Genomic DNA, 22,621 nt, shown 5'->3' on the forward strand with positions numbered 1-22,621 from the left:
ACATGTAACCTCTGGTAACATATCCCGGACGGCCGCGACCTGCTATGTACAGCATAGGACGCGGTGTGGTTCGAACGGGAGATGGGGGCATCACTCGTACGGCCCGGGCTCAGGCGGCTACCGCGTCCGAACCGTTTCTTCCGCCGAGTTCGGCGGCATCAAATGCGGCGGACCTGCCGTTTTACCTCCCAAGGAAACGGTCCGCGAACAAAACGACGTCCGGTCCCCGCCGGGCGTCGTTTTCTTTTTGCCCCTCGAACCGAGGTTCGAGGGGTGTGTGATGGTGCTACGGGTCAGGCAGCCTTGCCGTCGGTGTTCATCGCCTCGTCGGCCAGACGGCCGGTGAGTTCGGCCATGTGGTCGAAGACGGCACGGTAGCTGGCGACGCCCGCGGTCGCCGAGCGCAACTCGATGATCAGGTCGCCGATCTCGGCTTGCGGCATGGTTGCCTCGACAACATCCCATCCCGGCCAGTCAGGCCGCGCGTCATAGCCGAGGATCTGGCCGCGCCGCTGCGGGATGAGTGCGATGATCTTCGAGGTGGCGTCGGACGGTGTGACGATCTCGACCTTCATCACCGGTTCCAGAAGCACAGGCGAGCACGCGGCCATGCCTTCCTTCATGGCCAGCCTGGCCGCCATCTGGAAGGCCATGTCGGAGGAATCGACCGCGTGGTAGGAGCCATCCGACAGGTTGACGGCGACATCGACGACGGGAAAGCCGAGCGGCCCAGACTTCAGATAATCGCGCACGCCGGTTTCGACCGACTGGATGTAGGTCTTCGGCACGACGCCGCCGGTGATGGTGTCGGTGAACTGGAAGCCGGAGCCGCGCGGCAGCGGCTTGATCTCGATCACCACGTCGCCGAACTGGCCATGGCCGCCGGACTGTTTCTTGTGACGGCCGCGCTGCTGCGCCGGTTTGCGGATCGTCTCGCGATAGGGCACCGCCGGTGCATGGCCTTCGACCGGTATCTGGTTCTTGCCCTCCAGCCGTTCGCGCACGACACGCAGATGCATCTCGCCATGGCCCGACAGCACGGTTTCGGCCGAGTCCTGGTTGTGACGCAGGCTGAGCGACGGGTCTTCCTCGGCCAGCCGCTGTATGGCGGCCGACATCTTCACTTCGTCCTTGCGCTCCTTGGGGCGCAGTGCGAAGGCGAAGACCGGTTGCGGCGGCTCGAACTGGAACAGCTGTTTGGCGCCGCCCTTGGCCGAGCTCAGCGTCTGGCCGGTCTTGACCTCATCCAGCTTGCCCAGCGCCACCGTGTCACCGGCCTTGGCGATGGTCAGCTTGGACTGGTCCTTGCCGAGCATCCGGTAGATGCCGGAGACCTTGGCCGTGTCGCCGCCGGGCAGCCAGAGTTCGGAACCGTCGACGACCTGACCGGACAGGACGCGCGACACCGACAGCTTGCCGCCATGCGGCGTGTGGATGGTCTTCATCACCTGGACCAAGGTCGCGGCGCCGTCGGGTGCGCCGAGCCGCTTGCGGGTCGCCTCGATGTCCGGCGCGTCGTGGCGGATCGCCTTCAGGAGGCGCAGCACGCCGTTGCCCTTCTCGGCGGTGCCGATCAGCACTGGCGTTACCGCGCCGTCGCGCAGATCGGCGGCAAGGTCGTCGAAGATCGCGTCCTTGGGTGGCTCGATCTCCTCGAGCAGCTGTTCCATCAGATGGTCGTCATGGTCGGCCAGCGTTTCCAGCATGGAGAAGCGCGCCTCCAGTTCGCGCGCCTTGTCGTCGCCCGGTATCTGAGCCACCTCGCTTTCGGCATACTCGCGATAGATGTAGGCGCGCTCCAGCGCCAGATCGATCGAGCCGATGACGACGCCATCCTTGCGCAACGGAATCTGGCGCAACAGCAGCGGCACCGCGCTGGCCGGCTGCAGCATCTTCAGCGTGTCGCGCACGCCGGCGATTGCCTTGTCGACCTTGTTGAGGAACAGGATGCGCGGCACGCCGAGATCGTCGAGCTTGCGCATGATCAACTGCAGGGCGGGGATCTTCTTTTCGTCGGCCTCGGCTACGACCACCGCGAGGTCGCAGGCGGCCAGCACCGGCTCGGCCTCGAAGGAAAATTCGATGGAGCCGGGACAGTCGACGAAGGTGATCTGCTCGCCCATGAATTCAGCGGTGGCGATTGTCGCCTCGACGCTCATGGCGTGGGCGCGCGCCTCGGGCGAATGATCCGAAACGGTATTGCCTGATGAAACGGGATTTTGTCGGGGAATTGAGCCCGTACGGGCCAGTATGGCTTCGAGAAGTGTCGTCTTACCGCTTGCAAAGGGACCGACTATGGCAATGCATTTCGGTCCCGTGCGTCGTCCTCCGGCGCGAGTACCCATAACTGACCTCCACTCAGGCGTTTCCCGTAGGACCGACTGGCATGCATGGTTCAGGCGTGGTCAATCGGTCCTGAGCGGCGGCCGGCCTGTTCGACCGTCGCGGGCGGGGTTCTTTTCAAGTGCCACCTGCCCAAAGCCATCGTCCCACTTGTTTGCCGGCAGGGCAAGAAAAATAGAAATCTTCGCTGTGGCCTCAGGCGCTCAGCGCCAAGGGTTCGGCGTGGACGGCGCGCAGGGAAGCAACCTTGTCGCGCGGTGCCGGCCTGCCGAAGAAATAGCCCTGGAACCGATTGCAGCCGGCGGCCTTGGCGAGGGCGAACTCCTCTTGCGTCTCGACGCCTTCGGCGACGATAGTGACGTCCTGGATGCGCGCGATCTGCGCCAGCGCCGAAACGAAGATCTGCGCCACCTGGTCATGGGCGAGGCTGCGGATGTAGGAACGGTCGATCTTGATGCTGTCGATGGGCAAGGTCTTCAGATAGTTGAAGCCGCAATGGCCGGTGCCGAAATCGTCGAGCGCGATGTGGAAGCCGAGGCCGCGCAACGCTTCGAGGCGTCGCAGGATCTCGGGCGTCGCGGCGGTCGCCACCGTTTCGGTGATCTCGATGACGAATTGCGCGGCGGAACGGCCGGTCTCCTTCAACACGCGGTCGCACATGGTGACGATCTCGTCGCGCTTCAGCTGTTCGCCGGAGACGTTGATCGAGATGCGGCGACCGGGGAGGAAGTGGCCGATGTCGGCGCAAGCCCGCTTGAACACCCATTCGCCGAGCATGTCGATCAGGGTCGAGCGCTCGGCGATCGGAATGAATTCGGCCGGCGAGATCAGGCCGCGAACCGGATGGCGCCAGCGGATCAGCCCTTCGAAACCATAAGCGGATCCGTCCGGGTTGACGATGGGCTGGTAGTGCAGTTCGAGTTCGCCGAGATAGACGGCCGCACGCAGTTCCCGTTCGATCAGGCGGCGGTAGCGCTTGTCGGACAGCATCTCCTCGTCGAACACGGTGACGCGGCCACGGCCCGCCGCCTTGCTTTCATAGAGCGCCAGGTCGGCAACCAGCATCAGTTCCGTCGTGTTGGAGGCATGTGTCGGCGCCAGTGCCACGCCGATGGAAATGGAGAGCGGGATGGTCTTGCCCTCATGCGATTTGCCGGCCCGCATGGTGTCGAGCAATTGCCTGACATCCTTGTTGATGGCGGCGAGATCGCCGTGGGGAATGATGACGCCGAACTCGTCGCCGCCGAGCCGTCCGACCAGGCCGCCGGCAAAGATGCGCTCTGACGTCTTGACCAGATATGCCAAGGCGAGGTCGCCGAACTGATGCCCGAACGTATCGTTGAGCTGCTTGAAATGATCGACGTCGATCAGCAGCAAGGTCGCATCGCGCCGGTCGCGCATGCTGCCGAGACTGTCATGAAGCGCTTCCAGGAAATAGCGGCGGGTCATCGCCCCCGTCATCGCGTCCCTGGTCAGGAAATGATGTTTTTCCGCCTCGGCGACGGCCGCCGACCGCAAGCGATGGACGACGCTGCTGCGCATATACATCAGCGCCAGCAGGGCCAGGCCGGTGGCCAGGATCGAGACGGTGAAGGAGGCGCCCGAGGGCAGGTTTTGCGAGATGTCGAAAGCGCCGAGCACCGCGGCACCGATGCTGATCAAAAGCAACAATTGAATGCCGCGATAGATGCGGCCGCTGTGGTCCCTGATCGTCGCCAGTATGCTCATCTCATCACCCCTACACCCCGCCGGCAAGGGCTAGAGGGCAGGCGTTAAAAAGCCCTTGAGGCGGCCACGCCTGGTCGGCGATTTGGCCGCCAGTCCCGGTGATCGAACGTTCATGGTTAAGAAGCCTGCCGCGGATGCCGTCAGGATGGCGGAGAAGGTTGATCGCAGTTGCACGGCGCGGCATATCGGAGGAAGGTGCCGGCTTGCGCCAATGTCATTTGCGCCAACGCCCGGACAGGCGGTGTTCTGCCGCCAGCCGGTCAGAGATCAAGGACCATCGACCATGAAGATCATTGCCTGTGGCAGCGTGCCAACCGTCATAGCGCCCGAAAAATACTTCACCGGCCGGGTGCTGCAGACGCCCATCATCGAGAAAGAGGCACCGGCGCGGCTACGGGCCACGCTGGTCAGCTTTGAGCCGGGCGCGCGCACCCACTGGCATACGCATCCGCTTGGCCAGACGCTCTATGTCACCGTGGGCGCCGGGCTTGCCCAGACATGGGGCGAACCGGTTCAGGAGATCAGGGCCGGCGACGTCATATCCTTTGCGCCAGGCGAAAAGCACTGGCATGGCGCGGCGCCGAAATCGGCGATGACGCATATCGCCATGCAGGAGGCGCTCGACGATGTCCATGTCGATTGGCTGGAGCCGGTCAGCGGCGAGCAGTATGGCAAGTGATGTTATCTGGCCAATACGAAAAACCCGGCGTCGAGCCGGGTTTTCATTGATTGCGATGCCATGCGCCGATCAGGTCAACGAGGCGGTAAAGCGCTGGATGCGCGTGCAGGCTTCCTCCAACAGCGTCTCCGAGGTGGCGTAGGAGATGCGGAAGTTGGGGCCAAGGCCGAAAGCCGAGCCGAACACCACCGCGACACCCTCGGCCTCGAGCAGCTCCGAGCAGAAAGTCTCGTCGGTGTCGATCAGCTTGCCGGCCTTGGTCCTCTTGCCGATCAGCTGGGCGCAGGAGGGATAGACATAGAAGGCGCCTTCCGGCGACGGGCAGGTTATGCCGCGCGCCTGGTTGAGCATCGACACGACGAGGTCGCGCCGCCCTTGAAAGATCGCCTTGTTCCTGGCGATGAAGTCCTGCGGGCCGTTGAGCGCCTCGACGGAGGCCCACTGCGCGATGGTGCAGGCGCCCGATGTCTGCTGGCCCTGGATCATGTCCATCGCCTTGATCAGCGCGACCGGACCGGCTGCATAGCCGATGCGCCAGCCGGTCATGGCATAGGCTTTCGATACGCCGTTCATGGTCAGCGTGCGCTCGTAGAGCTTCGGCTCGACCTCGGCGATGGTCTTGAAGACGAAATCGCCATAGGTCAGGTGCTCGTACATGTCGTCGGTCAGCGTCCAGACATGCGGATGCTTCAACAGCACATCGGCCAGCGCGCGCAGTTCGGCTTCCGTGTAGGCGGCGCCAGACGGGTTCGACGGCGAGTTCATCAGCAACCATTTGGTCTTCGGCGTGATCGCCTTTTCCAGCACGGAAGCGGTCAGCTTGAAGCCGTTGTCGATCGAGGTGTCGGCAAACACCGAGGTGCCGCCGCAGATCGCCACCATCTCGGGGTAGCTGACCCAGTAGGGGCGGGGGATGACGACCTCGTCGCCGGGGTTCAGCGTCGCCATGAAGGCGTTGAACAGGATCTGCTTGCCGCCGGTGCCGACGATGGTCTGCTCGGGCTTGTAGTCGAGATTGTTCTCACGCTTGAATTTCTTCGCGATCGCCTCGCGCAGCGGCACAATGCCCGAAACCGGCGGATACTTGGTCTCGCCACGACGGATCGCCTCGATCGCCGCATTCTTGATGTTGTCGGGCGTGTCGAAATCCGGTTCACCGGCGCCGAGGCCGATAATGTCACGGCCGGCATTTTTCAGCTCGCGCGCTTTCTGCGTCACCGCGATGGTGGCAGAAGGCTTCACGCGGGAAAGGGTGTCCGCAAGAAAGGCCATGACCAGATATCTCCAAACTAGGTCGGCGCGGGCCGGGAGCGGCCGCGGCGCTTCTCATGTCGCATGATTTCGCGCAGTGCAAGCATTGTCGGCTGATCCAGGTCTCAAGGAGCTGTGATCGGCAACAATAAATTCATTAACAGACGGTAGAGGCTTGAGTGGCAGGATCGCAATCCAATTGCGGAGCGAGGAACCGTGTCGCGCAGCGTCGGGCTTGCCCACATCATCCGTCAGGACGACGGCACCTCCACCGGTGTCTGGGGCATCTACACGCTGCAAAGCGCCTTCCAGCCGATCTTCGCCTTCAACGAAGGCAAGCTGTCGGTGGCCGCGTTCGAAGGGCTGATCCGGCCGTTCCGTGACGGCGAGCCGCAATCGCCGATGAATTTCTTCTCGACCTGCCCGGCCGCCGACCGTCTGCACATCGAGGCGCTGACCAGGACGCTGCATCTTCTGAACGCCGGCGCCTGCCTGCCGCAGGAGGCGTCGATCTTCGTCAATTTCGATCCGTCGGTGTTCACCGAACGCACCGTTGCCGACGCCGCCTTGCGCGAAATGCGGCTGGTGCTGCATGAGGCCGGCATCGATCCGCGCCGTGTCGTCTGCGAGGTGACCGAGCAGCGGTCGGCATCGCAGGAAACCCTGCACAACTTTGTCGCGGCGCTGAGAGCCAACGGCTTTCGCATCGCCGTCGACGATTATGGCGCCGACGATTCCGACATCAACCGCATCAAGGAGCTGAAGCCGGATATCGTCAAGTTCGATGCCTTCTGGATCACGCAACTGATGGAATCCGGTGCCGGCTTCGCGTTGCTGACCACCATGGTGAAAAGCTTCGAGGAGCAAGGCATCCGCACGGTATTCGAGGGCATCGAGGAGGGCTGGCAATTGGAGCTTGCCGAGAAGTCAGGGGCGTCGATGGTGCAGGGTTTCGTGCTGGCGCGGCCCGAACTGGCGCCGACCAGTTTTCGCGTCTTCGGCAAGACCAGGCAGGCACCTGTCGTTGCTGCCGTCGGCGACACGCCTGCTCCAGCCCCGGCACCGCATTCGGCGCGGCCGGTGAAGGCGTTCGGGCGCAGGGTGGCGTCATGAGGCCTGAACGGCGGCGCAATGTCGGCGATGCGATCCAGGTCGACGAAGTCGGCATCGAATACGGCATCTATGGCGAGTTCCGGCTGCGCAGCGCCTATCAGCCGATTTTGGCGCCGCGTGGTCGGTTCCTTCATGCTGTCGCGGTCGAAGCTCTGATCGAGCCGCACCGTGCCGGCCGGCCCGGCGCACCGCGGGTTTTCTTCGAAAGCATTGCCGCCTCGGACCGGCTGTTTGTCGAGACCATGTGCCGGGCGCTGCATCTCAGGAATTTTCGCAACATCGGCGTCGACGGGCTCGATCTGTTCTTCAACTACAATCCGCTGATCAACGACCATCCCGGGCGAGCGTTGGCCGAGATCCGGCTGATGACCAGGCATCTCGCCGATTTCGGCCTCGCGCCGGCCATGCTGGTCTGCGAAATCACCGAACAGGCCGCCGATGACGCGCTTCTTGCCCGGTTGGCGCGCGAAATGCGGCGCGACGGCATCCGCATCGCCATCGACGATTTCGGCACCGGGCACTCGACCGAGGAGCGGGTGAGCCTGCTCAGGCCCGATATCGTCAAGATCGACGGCACCTGGTTCGCCGAGTTCTGCCGCCACGCTGCCGCCGAGCGGTTCTTCCGCCCGCTGGTTTCCAGCCTGCATGACCGTGGCGCCAAGGTGCTGGTCGAGGGCATCGAGCAGCCCACCCATCTGCGCGTCGCGCTCGAAGGCGGCGTCGACCTGCTGCAGGGTTTTCTTCTCGCCCGCCCCGCGCTTGCCGGCACGGTATTCGAGGAAAAACCGCTGGTCATCGATACGCTGCTGGGCAGGGACAACAAGGTCGTGCCCCTTTTTGGCTAGGGCATGCCGACGATTGGTGCCGTGAGCGCCCTTGGACGCTTTGCATCAGCGGCGCTGATGGTCGTACCAAAACAAATCATTGGTTGAGGACGCCGCCGCTGCGATAGTTGCGCCAGTGGAGACAGCGCTCGGGGGAATAGCCATGATACTGTACAGCATGATCGACAGCGGCAATTGCTACAAGCCGCGCCTGCTGATGGCCAAGCTTGGCCTTGCGTTCACCACTATCGAGGTGAGCTCGCACACCGGCGACACGCGCAAAGCCGATTTTGTCGCCAAGAACCCGAACGCCATGGTGCCGCTGCTCGAACTCGATGACGGCCGGCGGCTGGCCGAATCCAATGCCATCCTGCTCTATCTCGCCGAAGGCACGCGCTTCCTGCCGGTCGACAGATATGAGCGCGGGCTCGCCTACCAATGGCTGTTCTTCGAACAGTACAGCCACGAACCCTACATCGCCGTGCGCAAGGCGCTGCTGACCTTTCCAGAAAGAGCCGCGGATGCAACGCCGGAGCGGCTGGCGGTGACGCTGGAGCGCGGCAACAAGGCGCTCGGCGTGATGAACAAGCATCTGGAAAACAACGCCTTCTTCGCCGGTGGCGCGCTCAGCGTCGCCGATATCGCGCTCTATGCCTATACGCATACGGCAGAGCAGGGCGGCTTCCAGCTCGACGCCTATCCGGCGGTGGCGGCGTGGCTGAAAAGGGTGGAGGCCGATCCGGGGCATGTGCCGATCGAGTGGGTGGGATAAGCAACGCCGACGATTGGCGAAAGCCGTACCACAGCGTCCTTCTCCCCGTCTCTATACGGGGAGAAGATGGCGGCAGCCAGATGAGGGGCGGCGCCAACCTTTCCTAGTCAGTACTATACTAAATGGGCAGTTCTGAAGCGTCGGCGCTGCCCCTCATCGCCCTGCCGGGCACTTCTCCCCGTATAGAGACGGGGAGAAGGATGCTGTATCGCCGGCAGCGCTCAACCCCAGACAGCAAAAAGGCGGGATAAATCCCGCCTTCCCATGCTTGGTAGCCTGATCGGGAGCGTCCGGTCCGGGCTGGCAGCTATCTGCTGATCCAGCTTGTCGGGTCTTTCCGCTCCAGCGCGCTTCTCGCGCGACTGTCAGTACATCCGTGACTTGCCGCGCGCCCCGAACTCTCGCCCGGCGCGCGCACTTCGCAAAATCAGGCTGCCTTGCTCAGAGATCCAGCGGACGACTTGCCAGTGCGGCGGTCCTGCTCGATCTCGAAGTTGATCTTCTGGCCTTCGACCAGGGTCGACAGTCCAGCACGCTCGACAGCGGAGATGTGGACGAAAACGTCCGCGCCGCCCGCGTCAGGCTGAATGAAGCCGAAGCCCTTGGTGGCGTTGAACCACTTGACCGTTCCAGTTGCCATTTTAGATAGTCCTTCAACATTTGCTTTAGTTTGACCAGACCGAGGTCCAGCCGGTGTGCATCGAGATTTTGGAGATAGACGTCAGCAAACGCGAAGATCGCGAGGCCCGGATCGATCGGCCGAAATATCAATGGAACGCATATAGGCTGGTTTCGCATAAAAAACAAGACTGCGTGAGAAAGCCGTGATCGCGGCGCTGCCCAACGGCTGCCCCAATCTGCTGAAAACGTTGCGACAGATCACGCTGTCCTCGAGCGGCGGATCAGGGGAGAGGACCATGAAAACCATTCTGCTTGCCGCCTGCCTGACGCTGGTGGCCGCCGAGGCGCAGGCGGTCTCGCGCTACGATCCGACCCGCATGAGTTGCGGCAAGGTTCAGGCGACGATCGCCCGGCAGGGCGCCGTCATACTGCGCTACCAGTCGACACGTGTGCCGGGATTGCCGCTCTATGACCGCTATGTGCAGAGCCAGCAATTCTGCACCATGGGCGAGGTGAGGACGCGCGCCTACGTGCCGAGCGCCGACACCAAGTCCTGCCCGGTCTACAATTGCAAGCGGCCGGACAATGACCGGCATTTCCGCCGGCGGTTCTTCCATAACAATTAAGGGCTTCTCAACCGGCAGCGATTGCTCTCAATCTCGAATGTGTTCCATGAGCATGGACACGAACTGCGTCACTTTTTGTGGGCGAAAGCGCGCCGCCGGATAAACCACGTGAATGCCGCCCGAGGGCAGCTCCCAGTCCGGCAGCATATGGACGAGGCGACCCTGCGACAGATAATCGACGACGAGATAGTCCGGCAAAACCGCCACCCCGCCGCCGGCCAGCGTGGCTTCCAGTACCGCCGGGGTTGAGTTGATGGAGAACGCCTCGCGCATGGTGACGGTGCGAGGCTCAAAATCATCTCGCGTGAAGCTCCAGGTAAAGGGCTTGCGCAGCACGGCATTGGCAACGAGCGGCAAGGGAGAAAGATCTTCTGGCTTGTCCACCCTGACCCCGGCGGCGAAATCCCGCGACGCGACCAGAATTTGCCGGAAAGTGCCTATGCGGCGGGCCTGCTGGCTGGAGTCTTCAAGCCAGCCAACCCGGATGGACAGGTCTATCTTGTTGCCGATCAAATCAATTATGGCATCGGAAATGAACAGTTCGACGCCGCAGGCAGGAAATTTCTGGCGAAAGCGGGCGGCGATCGGGGCCAGCACGATCGCGCCATAGTCATTGGATGCGGAAACGCGCAGCACACCAGCCACTTCGGTATTGATCTCGCCGACCTCAGCGACTGCCTCTTCAACATCCCGCAGGATCAGAACGCAGCGTGCGTGCAAAAGGCGGCCTGCTTCGGTCGGCTCGAGCCGCCGCGTCGTACGCACGAGAAGCGCGGTCTTAAGCTCGGTTTCAAGGCGGGCGACCTGTTGGCTGACGACGGCTTTCGTGATGCCAAGTCGCTCGGCTGCCCGGGTAAACGAGCCTGCGTCGATCACGGTGGCAAAATAGGCGAGGCGGTTGAGGTTGATTGGTTCCACGTGACGCCTCAGATTGTAAGCTTATGCCATACAGTGTGTATTATTATAGACAATTTATCAATTAATCCAGTGGAGGTACCTTCCGCGCTGTTCGCTCAACCAGAGACGGACCCGCGGACTGCCATCGCGGCCTGACCTCATTCACGCACCGGAGATATTCCATGTTCACGAGGAGACAGATCATGAAGACCTCATTGGCCCTTGGCGCAACCGCCGTTTTCGCCCCCATCGACAGCAGCCAGGCCGCCAGCGCCAAGCTTGGCTGGAAACATTTCCCGGCAGGTCCAAACGGCTTCTTCCGTGCTCCGGTGCTGCTGTCGGGACCGAGCGAAGCCCTGTTGATCGACGGCGGCTTCACCTATCCGGACGGCAGGGCGCTCGCCGATGCCATCAAGGCAACCGGCAAGAAGCTGACCACCATCTACGTCACTCAGTCCGATCCCGATTACTACTTCAGCCTGAAGCCGGTGCGGGAGGCCTTCCCGGAAGCAAAAGTGATCGCTGCCTCCACCACGCTGGACGCCATCAAGGGCAATGTGGAAAAGAAGCTCGCCGTCTGGGGCCCACAATTGAAGGAAAATGGTCCGCAGGCGCTGTCCGACATCGTCTTCCCGGAGGCCTTCGACGGCGCAAAGCTGACCGTCGATGGCGAGACTGTCGAGATCGTCAATGCGGAACAAGGACTAGCCAACCGCCGATATCTGTTCGTGCCGTCGCTCAATGCCGTTTTCGGCGGGGTGATGATCTTCTCGGGCGTTCATGTCTGGACCGCTGACACGCAAACCAAGGAAAGCCGCGCCGCTTGGGTCAAGACGCTGGATGCGATCGCTGCCCGCAAGCCCGCCGTCGTGGTGCCTGGCCACATGGCCCTCGATGCCGCGATCGGTCCTTCGGCCGTGGAGTTCACCAGGTCCTATCTGCTCGCCTTCGAGGAAGAGCTGGACAAGGCGGCCGACAGCGCCGCGTTGAAGGCAGCCATGGAGGCCCGCTTCCCCGGCCTCGGTATGGGTGTAGCCCTCGATATCGGATCCAAGGTCGCCAAGGGCGAGATGAAGTGGGGCTGAGATGGCGACGAACCTCGATTTGATCCGCAGAACCTACGAGGGAACTTCCGAGGAGAACGGCCGCAATCTGCTGGCCGTTCTTTCCCCCGATATCGAATGGACCGAGGCGGAAGGATTCCCCTATGCCGGCACCTATGTCGGTGTCGACGCCCTGATGCAGGGTGTCTTCAAGCGGCTTGGCTCGGAATGGACCGGGTATCACGCCGACGTGCACAGCTTCATTGCCGATGGCGAGCGGGTGGCGGCCTTCGGCGTGTATTCCGGTACGTACAAGGCGACAGGAAAATCCATGACGGCTCCCTTCGCTCACCTCTACGAACTGCGGGACGGCAAGATCATCCGTATGCGGCAGTATGTCGATACGGTGCTCGTCGCGCGCGCACTGACCTGACAACCACACAACCCAAGGAGACATCGATGCTGCAACTTAAATCCTTTGCGGCCGCTGCTTTCGCAGTCGTGGCCCTTGCCGCCGTCGCAAATGCGGGAACACCAAGCCCGTCAAGGCAGTGCAGCAACAGGAACTAACCCAGAAAAACAAGGCGCTCGTCCTGAAGGCCTATCAAGCGCTGTTCGGCGATCATGATCTCACCGCGCTGGACCGTTATTGGGCCGAGGCTTACATTCAGCATAACCCGACGATGACGGATGGCCGAGACTCGGTCAAAAAGCTTCTCAAAAGCGTGGGAGTTGCTCATTGGCCGAAACAGACGGTCGACTTCAAGCGGGTGGTCGCCGAAGGCGACCTCGTCATGACCCAGGTCGTTCAGCCTAAAACAGCTGACACGCCCGAAACCGTCATCATGGATATTTTCCGCGTTAAAAACGGTAAGATCGCCGAGCATTGGGACGTGATGCAGCCAGTGCCTGCCAACCCGGCCAACAAGCGCCCGATGTACTGATCCAGGCTTCTAGTCCGGCACCGGCAACCACTCAAAACCCGAAGGAAACCTGCGCCGGTGGCGGCGGGCCGACGCGCACGCCTTCCATGGCCAGCATCTTCTCCTTGGTGACCGAGCCGCCCGGCGCCGAGAAGCCGCCGATCTTGCCGCCGGCGGCAAGGATGCGATGGCAAGGGATGACCAGCGGCACCGGATTGGCGCCAAGCGCCGCCCCGGTCTCACGGGCGAGCCCTGCATGGCCGGCGGTTTTTGCCAGCTCGCCATAGGTGGTAGTTTCGCCGAAGGACAGTTTTCGCGCCGCGTCGTAAATGGCGAGGCGGAAATCGTCGACGCCGTCGAGATCGACCGGCACGCCGGAGAAATCGACGTCCTCGCCCGCCGCATAGGCTTTGATCGCTGCGATCAGCTCGACCACCCATGGCGGCTGCGCCGTGGAGGCGGAAACGCCGCCATGGCGCAGCAGGCGCCGCTCCACCGCCTCGCGGCTGCGTTCGGGCAGGCAGAGCCGGATCAGGCCCTTTTCGCTCCACGCAATGCCCATGAAACCGATCACTGTTTCTAACACTGCGTGGCCGGCCGTGATCGAAGCTGTCGTGTCCATCATGCGTTCCTTTCCGCAAAGTGGCGAAAACCGGGATTCGTCCCAGTACATATCCAGAACAATATGGCATCACCGCCCGCGTCTCGCCACCCGAAAACCACCTGGTAGCCCCGATTGCCGGTCATGAATCGCTGGTGTAAGGGATTTCTTAACAACCCGACAAATCGGACCCGAGCGCGGCTTGCCAGCAAAACTCAACCTTATCGCGATCGGCGTGATCCTGGCCGCCGCCGGCATCAGCGGCTGCACGTCGACCTCGCAGATGAAATCTGCGCCTGCTCTTACCGAAACCGCGACCGTCGCCGGCACTGACGCCGGCTTCACCGTGCCGCTGCCGGAGACCGTTTCGGTGCTGCCGGAATCATCCGGTATTGCCCCCGTTCAGACAGCCGAGCTGCCGCTCGATCCCACCGCGCAACCGGCGGCAGTGACCGCCGCCTTCGCCGGTTCGACGCCGGCGGCACCAGCCGTGCCCGCCGTGATGACCGCCAATGCCTGGCAGGCGCCGCCGCCGGCAAATGCGAGCGAGCCGGTCAAGGCGGCCGAGAGCTATACGACCGCGGGGCTCGTCATGCCGGCGACCGCCAAGGGCGACCGGATGCCCGGCGTCCAGCAGGTCGCCTATGTCGTGCCGCAGAATCCGGCCGCCCTGGTGCAGGGTCCGGTCGGGCCGACGGAAGAACACGCGACGGGCGTGCGTGGCGATGTCGAGCGGCTGATCGAGAAATATGCCGCACTCTACCAAGTGCCGGTGGACCTGGTGCGCCATGTCGTCAACCGCGAGAGCACCTTCAACCCGAAAGCCTACAATAATGGCCATTGGGGGCTGATGCAGATCAAGCACGCGACGGCGCGCGGCATGGGCTATGACGGACCGGCCAAGGGCCTGTTCGACGCCGAGACCAATCTGAAATATGCGGTCAAATATCTGCGCGGCGCCTGGCTGGTGGCGGGCGGCAATGCCAAGAAGGCCGACTGGCTCTACCAGACCGGCTACTATTTCGACGCCAAGCGCAAGGGCCTGCTCGAGGCAACCGGCCTCGGTGTCGACCGCAAGCGCCGCCGCCTGCAGCCCGACGCCTGAGCGCGATGCCTGAACCGCGCCCGCCGGCTCTGAACGACATCCGGCTGCGCAAGATCCTCGACGAGACGCTGGTTCCGCCGCATTGGCCGGACGGTTTTGTCATGCGTAGCTTCGAGCCCGGTGATGCGCTGCCCCTGCATGCGCTGTTGACCGAGGTGTTCGACGACGGTGCCGATGGTCCGTTCGACGAGTGGTGGCCGCGTATCGCGGACGATCCCGAATTCGACCCGGCACTGTGCTTCCTCGTCATCGACGCCAAGGGCCGGCTGGCGGCGGCGGCGCTGTGCTGGACCCGCGCCTTCGTGAAGGACCTTGCCGTTCATCCCGAGGCGCGTGGCAAGGGTATTGGCGAGGCGCTGATGTGGCACGCCTTCGCCATTTTTCACGAACGCGGCGCCGATCATGTCGACCTCAAGACCAACACGGTCGAGAATCCCGCCGCCGTCCGGCTCTACGAGCGGCTGGGGATGATGCCTGTCGCCTGGGAAGGCTAAAGCGCGTCGCGTTTGAACGGATTCAGGCGACGCGCTTTAGGTCTTTGTTTTTAGGCATGTCGTTTTCCCAAAACCGAGGTCACTTTTGGGCGACATGCATTAGGGTGTGCTGATATTCAGGTGATACCGGCCTGAAAAGCGACGGTTCCCTGCGCTTCCCCGTTCTACTGCATCGCAGTAGAACGGTGCTCATGTACTTCAAGTACGCTCCGCTCCGGTTCTCGGTATCAGCCGCTTTCGACTCGGCCTGACCTGAATCTCAACACACCCTAATGCATGTCGCCCCACGCAGGAATGGCGTGATTTGGGAACCCAAAGCGCTGCTTCGCATTCAATGGAAGGTGGGGTCTGACAAGCTGCCGGCGCGTGGGAGGATTTTCCGTCGCCGACCGCAGAGGACATCCACCATCATGAAGCTTTTTCACGCACTCCTGGCGCTCGGCGTCGCCACCATGCTGGTTGGCACGCCGGCGCGGGCCGTCGAGCTGTCGATCGTGTCGGGCGATACCGGCGACGGCATCAAGGTGCTGCGCGAGATCCTCGACCGTTACGAGAAAGACAGCGGCAACAAGGTCAGCATCGTCGTCATGCCGACGTCCGGGACCGACCAGTTCGGCCAGTACCGGCTTTGGCTCGCCGCGGGAAACAGCGACATCGACGTCTACCAGACCGATGTCATCTGGGCGCCGCAGCTTGCCAGCCAGCTCGTGGATTTGACCGCAGCGACCAAGGACATCGTAGCTGAGCATTTCCCATCGATCATCCAGTCGCAGACCGTCAATGGCAAGCTCGTCGCCTTGCCGATCTTCACCGATGCGCCGGCGCTCTACTACCGCAAGGATCTCCTCGACAAATATGGCGCCAAGGCGCCAGCCACCTGGAAGGAACTGGCAGACACCGCCAAGCTGGTCATGGACAAGGAGCGTGCGGCCGGCAATCGGGATATCTGGGGCTTCGTCTTCCAGGGCAATGCCTATGAGGGGCTGACCTGCGACGCGCTCGAATGGGTGATGTCGAATGGCGGCGGCCAGATCATCGAGCCGGACGGCTCCATCTCCATCAACAACCCAAAAGCGGCGGCGATGCTCGATATGATCAAGGGCTGGGTCGGGACCATCGCGCCTCCCGGCGTACTCGCCTACCAGGAAGAGGAATCGCGCGGCGTCTGGCAGACCGGCAACGCGGTCTTCATGCGCAACTGGCCCTATGCCTATGCACTCGGCAACGGCGAGGGCTCGCCGATCACGGGCAAGTTCGACGTGGCACCGCTGCCGGCCGGCACCGGCGAAGGCGCCCGAGCGGTCGCGACCCTGGGCGGCTGGAACCTCGCCGTCTCCAAATATTCGAAGCATCCGGATGCCGCGATCGAGCTGGTCAAGTTCATCGCCTCGCCCGCGATGCAGAAATACCGGACGCTGAAGACGTCCAACCTGCCGACTATCCAGGCGCTCTATGACGATGCCGACATCGCCAGGGAACAGCCGATTGTTCCGCGCTGGAAGCGGATCTTTCTCAATGCGGTGCCGCGCCCCTCGGCCGCGACCAGGATCAAATACAACGAGGCGTCGAGCCAGTTCTGGAACGCCGTTCACAACACGCTCTCGGGCGACGGCACTGCCGCCGACAATCTGGCCGACCTCGAAGCGATGCTGACCAAGCTGAAGGGCCGGGGCTGGTGACGCGACGATGCCGGGGCATCCGCCCGGCGGGACCACAACGAGCGGGTGCGAGATGACAAGAATGAAACCGCTACCTGAAACAGCCAGGGCTGCGCACTCGCCGTTGACGGCACAGCGCGTTCGCTCGGCGTGGCTTTTCCTGGCGCCAATGCTTCTGGTGCTCGCCGCGGCGGCCGGCTGGCCGCTTGCCCGCACGGTCTATTTCAGCTTCACCGACGCCTCGCTGGCCGACCTCGACGCGCGCCAATGGGTCGGCTTTGCCAATTACTTCTCGGTGCTGCACATGCCGAGCGGCCGCAACCTCTACGATGGTCTGCTCGTCGACCCGGTCTGGTGGCGTGCCGTCTGGAACACGGTGCGTTTCACTGTGATTTCGGTGACCTGCGAGACCACCCTCGGCATGATCGTTGCCCTGGTTCTCAATGCCGAATTCCCAGGCCGCGGCATCGTCAGGGCGGCGATCCTGATCCCTTGGGCTATCCCGACGATCGTCTCGGCGAAGATGTGGCAATGGATGCTCAACGACCAGTTCGGCATCATCAACGTCGTGCTGCTCAACCTCGGCCTGATCAGCGGCAAGATCGCCTGGACGGCCAACGCCGACACGGCGATGGCGGCGGTCCTCATCGTCGATATCTGGAAGGCGACACCGTTCATGACGCTGCTCATCCTGGCCGCGCTGCAGATGCTGCCGAGGGAGATCATAGAGGTCGCCAGGCTAGACGGCGCCAATCCGTGGCAGATCTTCTGGCGGGTGACCTTGCCGCTCATCCGCCCGGCGGTGATGGTGGCCGTGATCTTCCGCGCGCTCGATGCACTGCGCATCTTCGACCTGATCTATGTGCTGACGCCCAACAATGTGCACACCAAGTCGATGTCGGTGTTCGCCCGCGAGAACCTGTTCGAGTTCGACAAGTTCGCCTATGGCTCCGCCGCCTCGACCTTGCTCTTCCTGATCCTCGCTCTGCTCACCATCGTCACCATCCGGATCGGCCGGATAAGCCTGGACGGAGGCCGCTGATATGTGGATCCTGAAGCGCACGGCCTTTTACCTGCTGGTCGGGGGGATCGTCTTCGTCGCGGTGTTCCCGTTCTACTACGCCATCGTCACCAGCCTGAAATCGGGGACCGATCTGTTTCGGGCCGATCTGTGGCCGACGACGATCAGTCTCGCAAACTACAAGAGCGTGCTGACCGAGGGCAGCTTCGTAAGAAACCTGTTGAACTCGCTCTTCGTCTCCGGCGCGGTCGTCGGGCTGTCGCTGTTGCTCGGGGTCACCGCCGCCTATGCGCTGGCACGTATTCGATTCCGCGGCCGCTCGGCCCTGCTGTTCACAATCCTGTCGGTGTCGATGTTCCCGCAGGTGGCACTGCTGGCCGGGCTGTTCGAACTGGTCCGCATGTTCGGTCTCTACAATTCGCTGTTCGCGCTGATCTTCTCCTACATGATCTTCACCTTGCCGTTCACCGTCTGGGTGCTCACCACCTTCGTCCGCGATCTGCCGGTCGAGGTCGAGGAGGCGGCGATCCTCGACGGCGCGACGCCGTGGATCATCATCACGCGTGTCTTCCTGCCGCTGATGTGGCCGGCGCTGGCGACCACCGGCCTGCTGGCCTTCATCGGCGCGTGGAACGAGTTCCTGTTTGCGCTGACATTCACCTCCAACAACGCACAGCGGACCGTGCCGGTGGCGATCGCGCTGCTCTCCGGCAACTCGCAGTTCGAGATCCCATGGGGCAACATCATGGCGGCATCGGTGATCGTCACGGTGCCGCTGGTGGTGCTGGTCCTGATCTTCCAGCGCAAGATCGTCTCCGGCCTCACCGCCGGCGGGGTTAAAGGGTGAGGAGTGGTCGGCGAAGTTCTCAGATGTCCGGCGCGTTGCCGATCTTCCGCTTGAGATCAATTGCCCAGGCATTGTCGGCCACCACTTGCGGGCAGCGCAGGGACGCCGGCGCTGCGACCCAAGGCGCCGGTCGCTCCATGTCGATTGGCGTCAGCGGGTTTTCCAGCGCATTGTGAACCGCTTCACATAGGCGGCCGCCGGCCAATGCTAACGTTGCGTCACTACACCATTTCAGCCGATCCGGGATCGTCGATTGGCTGGGCACAGGAGGAGGCTGCACCGGCTTGCGTCAGCTCCTCCATGGCGGGTTCCGGGGCGGGTTTCGGAACCCGCCTTCTTGCGCGATCTTCTAGATATCCGGTGCGTTGCCGATCTTCTTCTTCAGCTCCAGCGCCCAGGCGCGGCCCTCGTCGCCGCCCCACAGCAGCCAGGCGATATAGCCGGCCGACGGGTTTTGCTCATTGCCGTAGTTCTTGCCGCGCTTGTCGATCTCGTGGCGGGCGAAATAGCTGACCATACGGCGGATGGTGGAGGGGGCGAGCTTTTCGCGGTTCTTCAGTTCGGTGGCGCGGGCGACGCCAATCTCGGTGCCGCCACGGCCAAATTCTTCGCGCAGCCTGAGGCCCTTGGCGGCATTGTCGGCCACCACTTGCGGGCAGCGCAGGTCGATCTCGCCGTCGTGCATTTTGTCCCCCAGGCTGGGCAGGCTTTAACCCGCGGTGAGAATGCGGGAAAGCCGGACGGGTTCCACATCCGAGGAATTCGGAAAGAAACTGTCCACCAAGGCGGCAGGTCGCACCTTGCCTGCACTCATCCGGTTGCTAAGCTTCGCCCGCGTGGGGCTTTGCTAGAACCGGAGGAAATATGATGCGGCTTCTGCTCTCCAGCCTTGCCACCCTGATACTTGCCGCTCCGCTCTTTGTCGGCGCCGCACGAGCCGCCGACGACTGCGCCAATGCGCAGGACCAGGCGACCATGGACGAATGCGCCGGCAAGGATTTCGACGCGGCCGACAAGAAGCTCAACGAGGCCTACAGGCAGATCGCGGGCCGGCTGAAGGACAATGCTGGGTCGAAGAAACTTCTGGTCGATGCACAGCGCGCCTGGGTCGCCTTCCGCGACGCCGAATGCGCCTTCCAGGGCGGCCCACCCGAAACCGCCGGCAGCGTCCGTCCGATGGTGGTCGCCAATTGCCAGGCGGGGCTCACCAACCTCAGGCTGAAGGATTTTCAGGGCTATCTCCATTGCGAGGAAGGTGTCCTGGACTGTCCGGTGCCGGCGGCGCAGTAGCGTACTCCGACGCTCGGGAAGGTTTGGCCCGTCATCGCCGCGCGCGTGCAAGAATGTCGGAACCGATCGTCGCCAAACGTCCTTGGGTCGCAGAGCAACCGCGCCGGTACGCCGGCGCCGCGACTTGAAGGAGCCGACCATGATCACCTTTCCCAACGAATCCGCCAGATACCGCACCGCGCGCGAAAAACTGCTGCGCAAGGAAATCGAGCTGCGCCGCGTCATGGAGGAGGTCGCCGAGGCTCGGCGCGCGCTGCCGCCGGGCGGGCTGATCCGCCAGGACTATGAGTTCGACGCGCTGGATACCGAGGGAAGGCCCGCCAAGGTCAAATTTTCGGAGCTGTTCGCGCCGGGCAAGGACAGCTTGATCCTCTACAACATGATGTTTCCGCGCCACCCGCAGGAGACGCGCGAGGTTGCAACCAGCGGCGGCACGGCGAAGCTCGCCCGGCCGGACCAGCCATGCCCGTCCTGCACGGCGTTGCTCGACCAGTTCGACGGCGCGGTCGGCCATCTCGAAGCCGCCGGCCTCAATTTCGCTGTGGTGGCCAAGACCGCACTCGAAAACCTGGTCACGCTCGGCCGAGACAGAGGCTGGCGCAACATGCGGCTGGTGTCGTCGGCCGGCAACAGCTTCAAGCGCGACTACAATGCCGAGGATGCCGACGGCGCGCAGATCCCGCTGCTGTCGGTGTTCCATCGCGACGCCGACGGCATCCGCCATTTCTGGTCGTCGGAGCTCGGCTTCGCACCGTCGGAGCCCGGCCAGGACCCGCGCGCCATCGGCACCTGCGAGATCCTGTGGAATTTGATGGATTTCACGCCGGAAGGGCGGCCAGAGTGGAACGAGCAGCTGCAGTATGGGGAGGCGTGTTGCCACTGAGGGGCCGGGCGAAGCGCAACCTCACCGCATCTGCCGCGTTGGACCTTCGAGGATCCAACACGGAGAGTATCGATGAGACGCCATCTCACCATTGCCACGCTGGCCCTTCTGGCCGGCGTGCCCGCGGCTTTCGCCCAACAGTCCTTGCCTGCCGACGTGCCACCGGTTTCGGGCAACAAGGTCGACACCGAGACGTTCTCCAGGTCGCTGGTCAGCGCCAACCGCTTCAAGATCGAGAGCAGCAAGCTGGCCGAGGAGAAGGGTGTCGCCGCCGACGTCAGGGAATTCGCCGCGCTGATGGTCAAGGACCACACCAGGGCCGGCCAGGATTTCGTGGCAGCGCTGGAGAGGAGCCAGACCACCGCGTCGGTGACCCCGGAAGGCCCGCCGCTGCTGCCGAAGGACCAGGCGATGCTGGACCAGCTCAAGGCGCTGGATGGCGAGGCCTTCCAGGCCAAATACATCACCTTGCAGACCGAGGCGCACAAGCAGGCGGTGGCGCTGTTTTCCACCTACGCGCGATCGGGCGACGACCCGGCGCTGAAGGAGTTCGCCAAGAAGACGCTGCCGACGCTGAAGATGCATGAGAAGCGTCTGAGGGATGTGGCGGCGGCGCATTAACGCGTGCCAATATTCAGGTGATGCCGGCCTGCAAACGATGGTTTCCGCTCCGGTTCTCGGAAACCATCGTTTTAGGCTCGGCCTGACCTGAATCTCAACACACGTCGGCGGCCATTGTGAGGGAAGGCACCCATGCCCAAGATCGACCTGTCCGCCGTGCCCGTCCGCAAAGGCTCCGGCTACCCTGCGCCCTTCGATGCCCCCTGCGCCACCCGCACGCGTCGCCGCCTGGGCGATGCCGGTGGCCTCACCGATTTCGGTGTCAACCTGATGACATTGCCATCAGGCGGCTGGTCCAGCCAGCGCCACTGGCACAGCCATGAGGACGAGTTCGTCTATCTGCTGGAGGGCGAACTGACGCTGGTCGAGGATGGCGGCGAGACGCTGCTCAGGGCCGGCGATTGCGCGACGTTTGCCAAGAACAGCGGCAACGGTCACCACCTGATCAACCGGTCCGCCACGACCGCGCTTTATCTGGAGGTCGGCTCGCGCTTTCAGGACGATGTCATCACTTGCTCCGACATCGACATGATGAGCCCGAGCTCCGACGGGCGTTTCCTGCACAAGGATGGCACGCCGTATCCGGGGCAGGGGTGAGCCCTGGACTATGGTTCGGCGCTGGCGTTCCACCGGCGGAAGGATAAGCTCCCGGCAATTACAGGATGGCGCCAAGGCCCCCTCATCCGACCGCTTCGCGGCCACCTTCTCCCCGAGGGGAGAAGAGGGAAGCGTTGGCGCTGCAAGTTTCCTCTCCCCTCGGGGAGAGGTCAGCCGAGCGAAGCGGAGGCTGGGTGAGGGGGCTTGCGCGACGATCCTGCAAACCCAGGGAGGAGTGCCATGAAGAAGGAAATCATCGAAGTGCCGGTGCTGTCGGCCGCCGTGCGCGCGCTCGGCGTGCCGCTGTCGCTGGTGACCAGGGCCGCGGGGCTGGTCTTCGTCTCCGGCACGCCGCCGCTCGACATCTCGACCGGCAGGCTGGTCAAGGGCGACATCGAAACGCAGACCGAAGCGTCGCTGAAGGCGCTGAAGCACTGCCTGGAAGCGGCCGGCACTTCGCTGGACAATGTGGTGATGGTGCGCATCTACGCCGTCAATTCCGGCTTCTACAACGCCATCAACCGTGTCTATGCCAAGCATTTTCCCGAAAACCCGCCATCGCGGACCTTCGTGCCGGTGGCGTCATGGCCGATGGAGTTCGACATCGAAATCGAGTGCGTGGCAACGGCTTGAACCCTGGACCATGCGTCGGCGCTGGCGTTCCGCCAGTGCCGGGATAAGCTC

At 63.1% G+C, this 22,621-nt stretch carries 26 protein-coding genes; 18 read left to right on the forward strand and 8 right to left on the reverse strand.

What is annotated here, in order from left to right; translation table 11 throughout:
- Window positions 1-293: 293 nt before the first annotated feature.
- Both C8D77_RS05190 and C8D77_RS05195 read right to left on the reverse strand, forming a co-directional pair.
- Window positions 294-2,345 carry an elongation factor G gene (locus tag C8D77_RS05190; RefSeq protein WP_109659921.1) on the reverse strand — a complete coding sequence of 684 codons (2,052 nt, stop codon included), beginning with the start codon at window positions 2,343-2,345 and terminating at the stop codon, window positions 294-296.
- A gap of 193 nt (window positions 2,346-2,538) precedes the next feature.
- Window positions 2,539-4,071 (reverse strand): putative bifunctional diguanylate cyclase/phosphodiesterase, encoded by a 1,533-nt coding sequence (locus tag C8D77_RS05195; RefSeq protein WP_109659923.1) that lies wholly within the window; start codon window positions 4,069-4,071, stop codon window positions 2,539-2,541.
- Between the two features lie 283 nt (window positions 4,072-4,354).
- On the opposite strand from C8D77_RS05195, the gene C8D77_RS05200 reads away from it, so the two are divergent.
- Window positions 4,355-4,750 carry a (R)-mandelonitrile lyase gene (locus tag C8D77_RS05200; protein ID WP_109659925.1) on the forward strand — a complete coding sequence of 132 codons (396 nt, stop codon included), beginning with the start codon at window positions 4,355-4,357 and terminating at the stop codon, window positions 4,748-4,750.
- A 69-nt stretch (window positions 4,751-4,819) separates the two neighbouring features.
- Here C8D77_RS05200 and C8D77_RS05205 read toward each other — a convergent pair whose 3' ends face one another.
- A complete protein-coding gene (locus tag C8D77_RS05205; protein ID WP_109659927.1) occupies window positions 4,820-6,022 on the reverse strand; it encodes a pyridoxal phosphate-dependent aminotransferase in 1,203 nt (400 codons plus the stop codon).
- Window positions 6,023-6,217: 195 nt separating this feature from the next.
- Here C8D77_RS05205 and C8D77_RS05210 point away from each other — a divergent pair, with 195 nt between their 5' ends.
- From C8D77_RS05210 to C8D77_RS05220, 3 genes are all read left to right on the forward strand, one after another.
- Entirely contained in the window at window positions 6,218-7,114 is an 897-nt protein-coding gene (locus C8D77_RS05210; RefSeq protein WP_109659929.1) for an EAL domain-containing protein, read from the forward strand.
- Window positions 7,111-7,959 (forward strand): EAL domain-containing protein, encoded by an 849-nt coding sequence (locus C8D77_RS05215; protein WP_109659931.1) that lies wholly within the window; start codon window positions 7,111-7,113, stop codon window positions 7,957-7,959. Before C8D77_RS05210 ends, C8D77_RS05215 begins: the two co-directional genes overlap by 4 nt.
- Before the next feature lie 142 nt (window positions 7,960-8,101).
- Window positions 8,102-8,710, forward strand: coding sequence for a glutathione S-transferase family protein (locus C8D77_RS05220; RefSeq protein ID WP_109659933.1), 609 nt, complete (start codon window positions 8,102-8,104; stop codon window positions 8,708-8,710).
- A gap of 427 nt (window positions 8,711-9,137) precedes the next feature.
- Here the strand turns inward: C8D77_RS05220 and C8D77_RS05225 are convergent, their stop codons facing one another.
- Window positions 9,138-9,350, reverse strand: coding sequence for a cold-shock protein (locus tag C8D77_RS05225; RefSeq protein ID WP_010910991.1), 213 nt, complete (start codon window positions 9,348-9,350; stop codon window positions 9,138-9,140).
- A gap of 277 nt (window positions 9,351-9,627) precedes the next feature.
- Between C8D77_RS05225 and C8D77_RS05230 the strand changes: the two genes are divergently transcribed.
- Window positions 9,628-9,957 (forward strand): hypothetical protein, encoded by a 330-nt coding sequence (locus C8D77_RS05230; protein WP_109661289.1) that lies wholly within the window; start codon window positions 9,628-9,630, stop codon window positions 9,955-9,957.
- Between the two features lie 27 nt (window positions 9,958-9,984).
- On the opposite strand, the gene C8D77_RS05235 is transcribed toward C8D77_RS05230, so the two are convergent.
- Complete coding sequence (locus tag C8D77_RS05235) at window positions 9,985-10,875, reverse strand: LysR family transcriptional regulator (RefSeq protein WP_109659935.1); 891 nt, start codon at window positions 10,873-10,875, stop codon at window positions 9,985-9,987.
- 161 nt (window positions 10,876-11,036) lie between these two features.
- On the opposite strand from C8D77_RS05235, the gene C8D77_RS05240 reads away from it, so the two are divergent.
- From C8D77_RS05240 to C8D77_RS05250, 3 genes are all read left to right on the forward strand, one after another.
- On the forward strand, window positions 11,037-11,939 hold the full coding sequence (locus C8D77_RS05240) for an MBL fold metallo-hydrolase (RefSeq protein ID WP_170136669.1): 903 nt from the start codon (window positions 11,037-11,039) through the stop codon (window positions 11,937-11,939).
- A gap of 1 nt (window position 11,940) precedes the next feature.
- The gene (locus C8D77_RS05245) at window positions 11,941-12,330 is read left to right on the forward strand and encodes a nuclear transport factor 2 family protein (protein ID WP_109659940.1); all 390 of its coding nucleotides are present in this window, start codon (window positions 11,941-11,943) and stop codon (window positions 12,328-12,330) included.
- Window positions 12,331-12,448: 118 nt separating this feature from the next.
- Complete coding sequence (locus C8D77_RS05250) at window positions 12,449-12,841, forward strand: nuclear transport factor 2 family protein (RefSeq protein WP_245462902.1); 393 nt, start codon at window positions 12,449-12,451, stop codon at window positions 12,839-12,841.
- A gap of 31 nt (window positions 12,842-12,872) precedes the next feature.
- On the opposite strand, the gene C8D77_RS05255 is transcribed toward C8D77_RS05250, so the two are convergent.
- Window positions 12,873-13,442: a methylated-DNA--[protein]-cysteine S-methyltransferase gene (locus C8D77_RS05255; protein WP_109659942.1), complete on the reverse strand. Its 570-nt coding sequence runs from the start codon at window positions 13,440-13,442 to the stop codon at window positions 12,873-12,875.
- Between the two features lie 181 nt (window positions 13,443-13,623).
- Between C8D77_RS05255 and C8D77_RS05260 the strand changes: the two genes are divergently transcribed.
- The 5 genes from C8D77_RS05260 to C8D77_RS05280 all read left to right on the forward strand — a co-directional run bounded on the left by C8D77_RS05260 (window position 13,624) and on the right by C8D77_RS05280 (window position 18,546).
- The gene (locus C8D77_RS05260) at window positions 13,624-14,526 is read left to right on the forward strand and encodes a lytic transglycosylase domain-containing protein (RefSeq protein WP_109659944.1); all 903 of its coding nucleotides are present in this window, start codon (window positions 13,624-13,626) and stop codon (window positions 14,524-14,526) included.
- Between the two features lie 5 nt (window positions 14,527-14,531).
- Entirely contained in the window at window positions 14,532-15,020 is a 489-nt protein-coding gene (locus C8D77_RS05265; protein WP_109659946.1) for a GNAT family N-acetyltransferase, read from the forward strand.
- 410 nt (window positions 15,021-15,430) lie between these two features.
- On the forward strand, window positions 15,431-16,699 hold the full coding sequence (locus C8D77_RS05270; RefSeq protein ID WP_109659948.1) for an ABC transporter substrate-binding protein: 1,269 nt from the start codon (window positions 15,431-15,433) through the stop codon (window positions 16,697-16,699).
- Between the two features lie 52 nt (window positions 16,700-16,751).
- The gene (locus C8D77_RS05275; RefSeq protein WP_109659950.1) at window positions 16,752-17,720 is read left to right on the forward strand and encodes a carbohydrate ABC transporter permease; all 969 of its coding nucleotides are present in this window, start codon (window positions 16,752-16,754) and stop codon (window positions 17,718-17,720) included.
- 1 nt (window position 17,721) lies between these two features.
- A complete protein-coding gene (locus C8D77_RS05280; RefSeq protein WP_109659952.1) occupies window positions 17,722-18,546 on the forward strand; it encodes a carbohydrate ABC transporter permease in 825 nt (274 codons plus the stop codon).
- 19 nt (window positions 18,547-18,565) lie between these two features.
- Here the strand turns inward: C8D77_RS05280 and C8D77_RS05285 are convergent, their stop codons facing one another.
- Both C8D77_RS05285 and C8D77_RS05290 read right to left on the reverse strand, forming a co-directional pair.
- Window positions 18,566-18,826, reverse strand: a complete 261-nt coding sequence (locus C8D77_RS05285; protein ID WP_146211764.1) for a hypothetical protein — start codon at window positions 18,824-18,826, stop codon at window positions 18,566-18,568.
- A gap of 69 nt (window positions 18,827-18,895) precedes the next feature.
- Entirely contained in the window at window positions 18,896-19,231 is a 336-nt protein-coding gene (locus C8D77_RS05290; RefSeq protein WP_109659956.1) for a hypothetical protein, read from the reverse strand.
- A gap of 182 nt (window positions 19,232-19,413) precedes the next feature.
- On the opposite strand from C8D77_RS05290, the gene C8D77_RS05295 reads away from it, so the two are divergent.
- The 5 genes from C8D77_RS05295 to C8D77_RS05315 all read left to right on the forward strand — a co-directional run bounded on the left by C8D77_RS05295 (window position 19,414) and on the right by C8D77_RS05315 (window position 22,570).
- Window positions 19,414-19,836 carry a lysozyme inhibitor LprI family protein gene (locus C8D77_RS05295; RefSeq protein ID WP_109661291.1) on the forward strand — a complete coding sequence of 141 codons (423 nt, stop codon included), beginning with the start codon at window positions 19,414-19,416 and terminating at the stop codon, window positions 19,834-19,836.
- 139 nt (window positions 19,837-19,975) lie between these two features.
- A complete protein-coding gene (locus C8D77_RS05300) occupies window positions 19,976-20,719 on the forward strand; it encodes a DUF899 family protein (protein WP_170136670.1) in 744 nt (247 codons plus the stop codon).
- Between the two features lie 72 nt (window positions 20,720-20,791).
- Window positions 20,792-21,340 (forward strand): DUF4142 domain-containing protein, encoded by a 549-nt coding sequence (locus C8D77_RS05305; RefSeq protein ID WP_109659959.1) that lies wholly within the window; start codon window positions 20,792-20,794, stop codon window positions 21,338-21,340.
- Window positions 21,341-21,472: 132 nt separating this feature from the next.
- Window positions 21,473-21,937 carry a cupin domain-containing protein gene (locus tag C8D77_RS05310; protein WP_109659961.1) on the forward strand — a complete coding sequence of 155 codons (465 nt, stop codon included), beginning with the start codon at window positions 21,473-21,475 and terminating at the stop codon, window positions 21,935-21,937.
- Between the two features lie 240 nt (window positions 21,938-22,177).
- Window positions 22,178-22,570, forward strand: a complete 393-nt coding sequence (locus C8D77_RS05315; RefSeq protein WP_109659963.1) for a RidA family protein — start codon at window positions 22,178-22,180, stop codon at window positions 22,568-22,570.
- Window positions 22,571-22,621: the final 51 nt, after the last annotated feature.

It is taken from the genome of Mesorhizobium loti (assembly GCF_003148495.1).
Classification (GTDB): domain Bacteria; phylum Pseudomonadota; class Alphaproteobacteria; order Rhizobiales; family Rhizobiaceae; genus Mesorhizobium; species Mesorhizobium loti.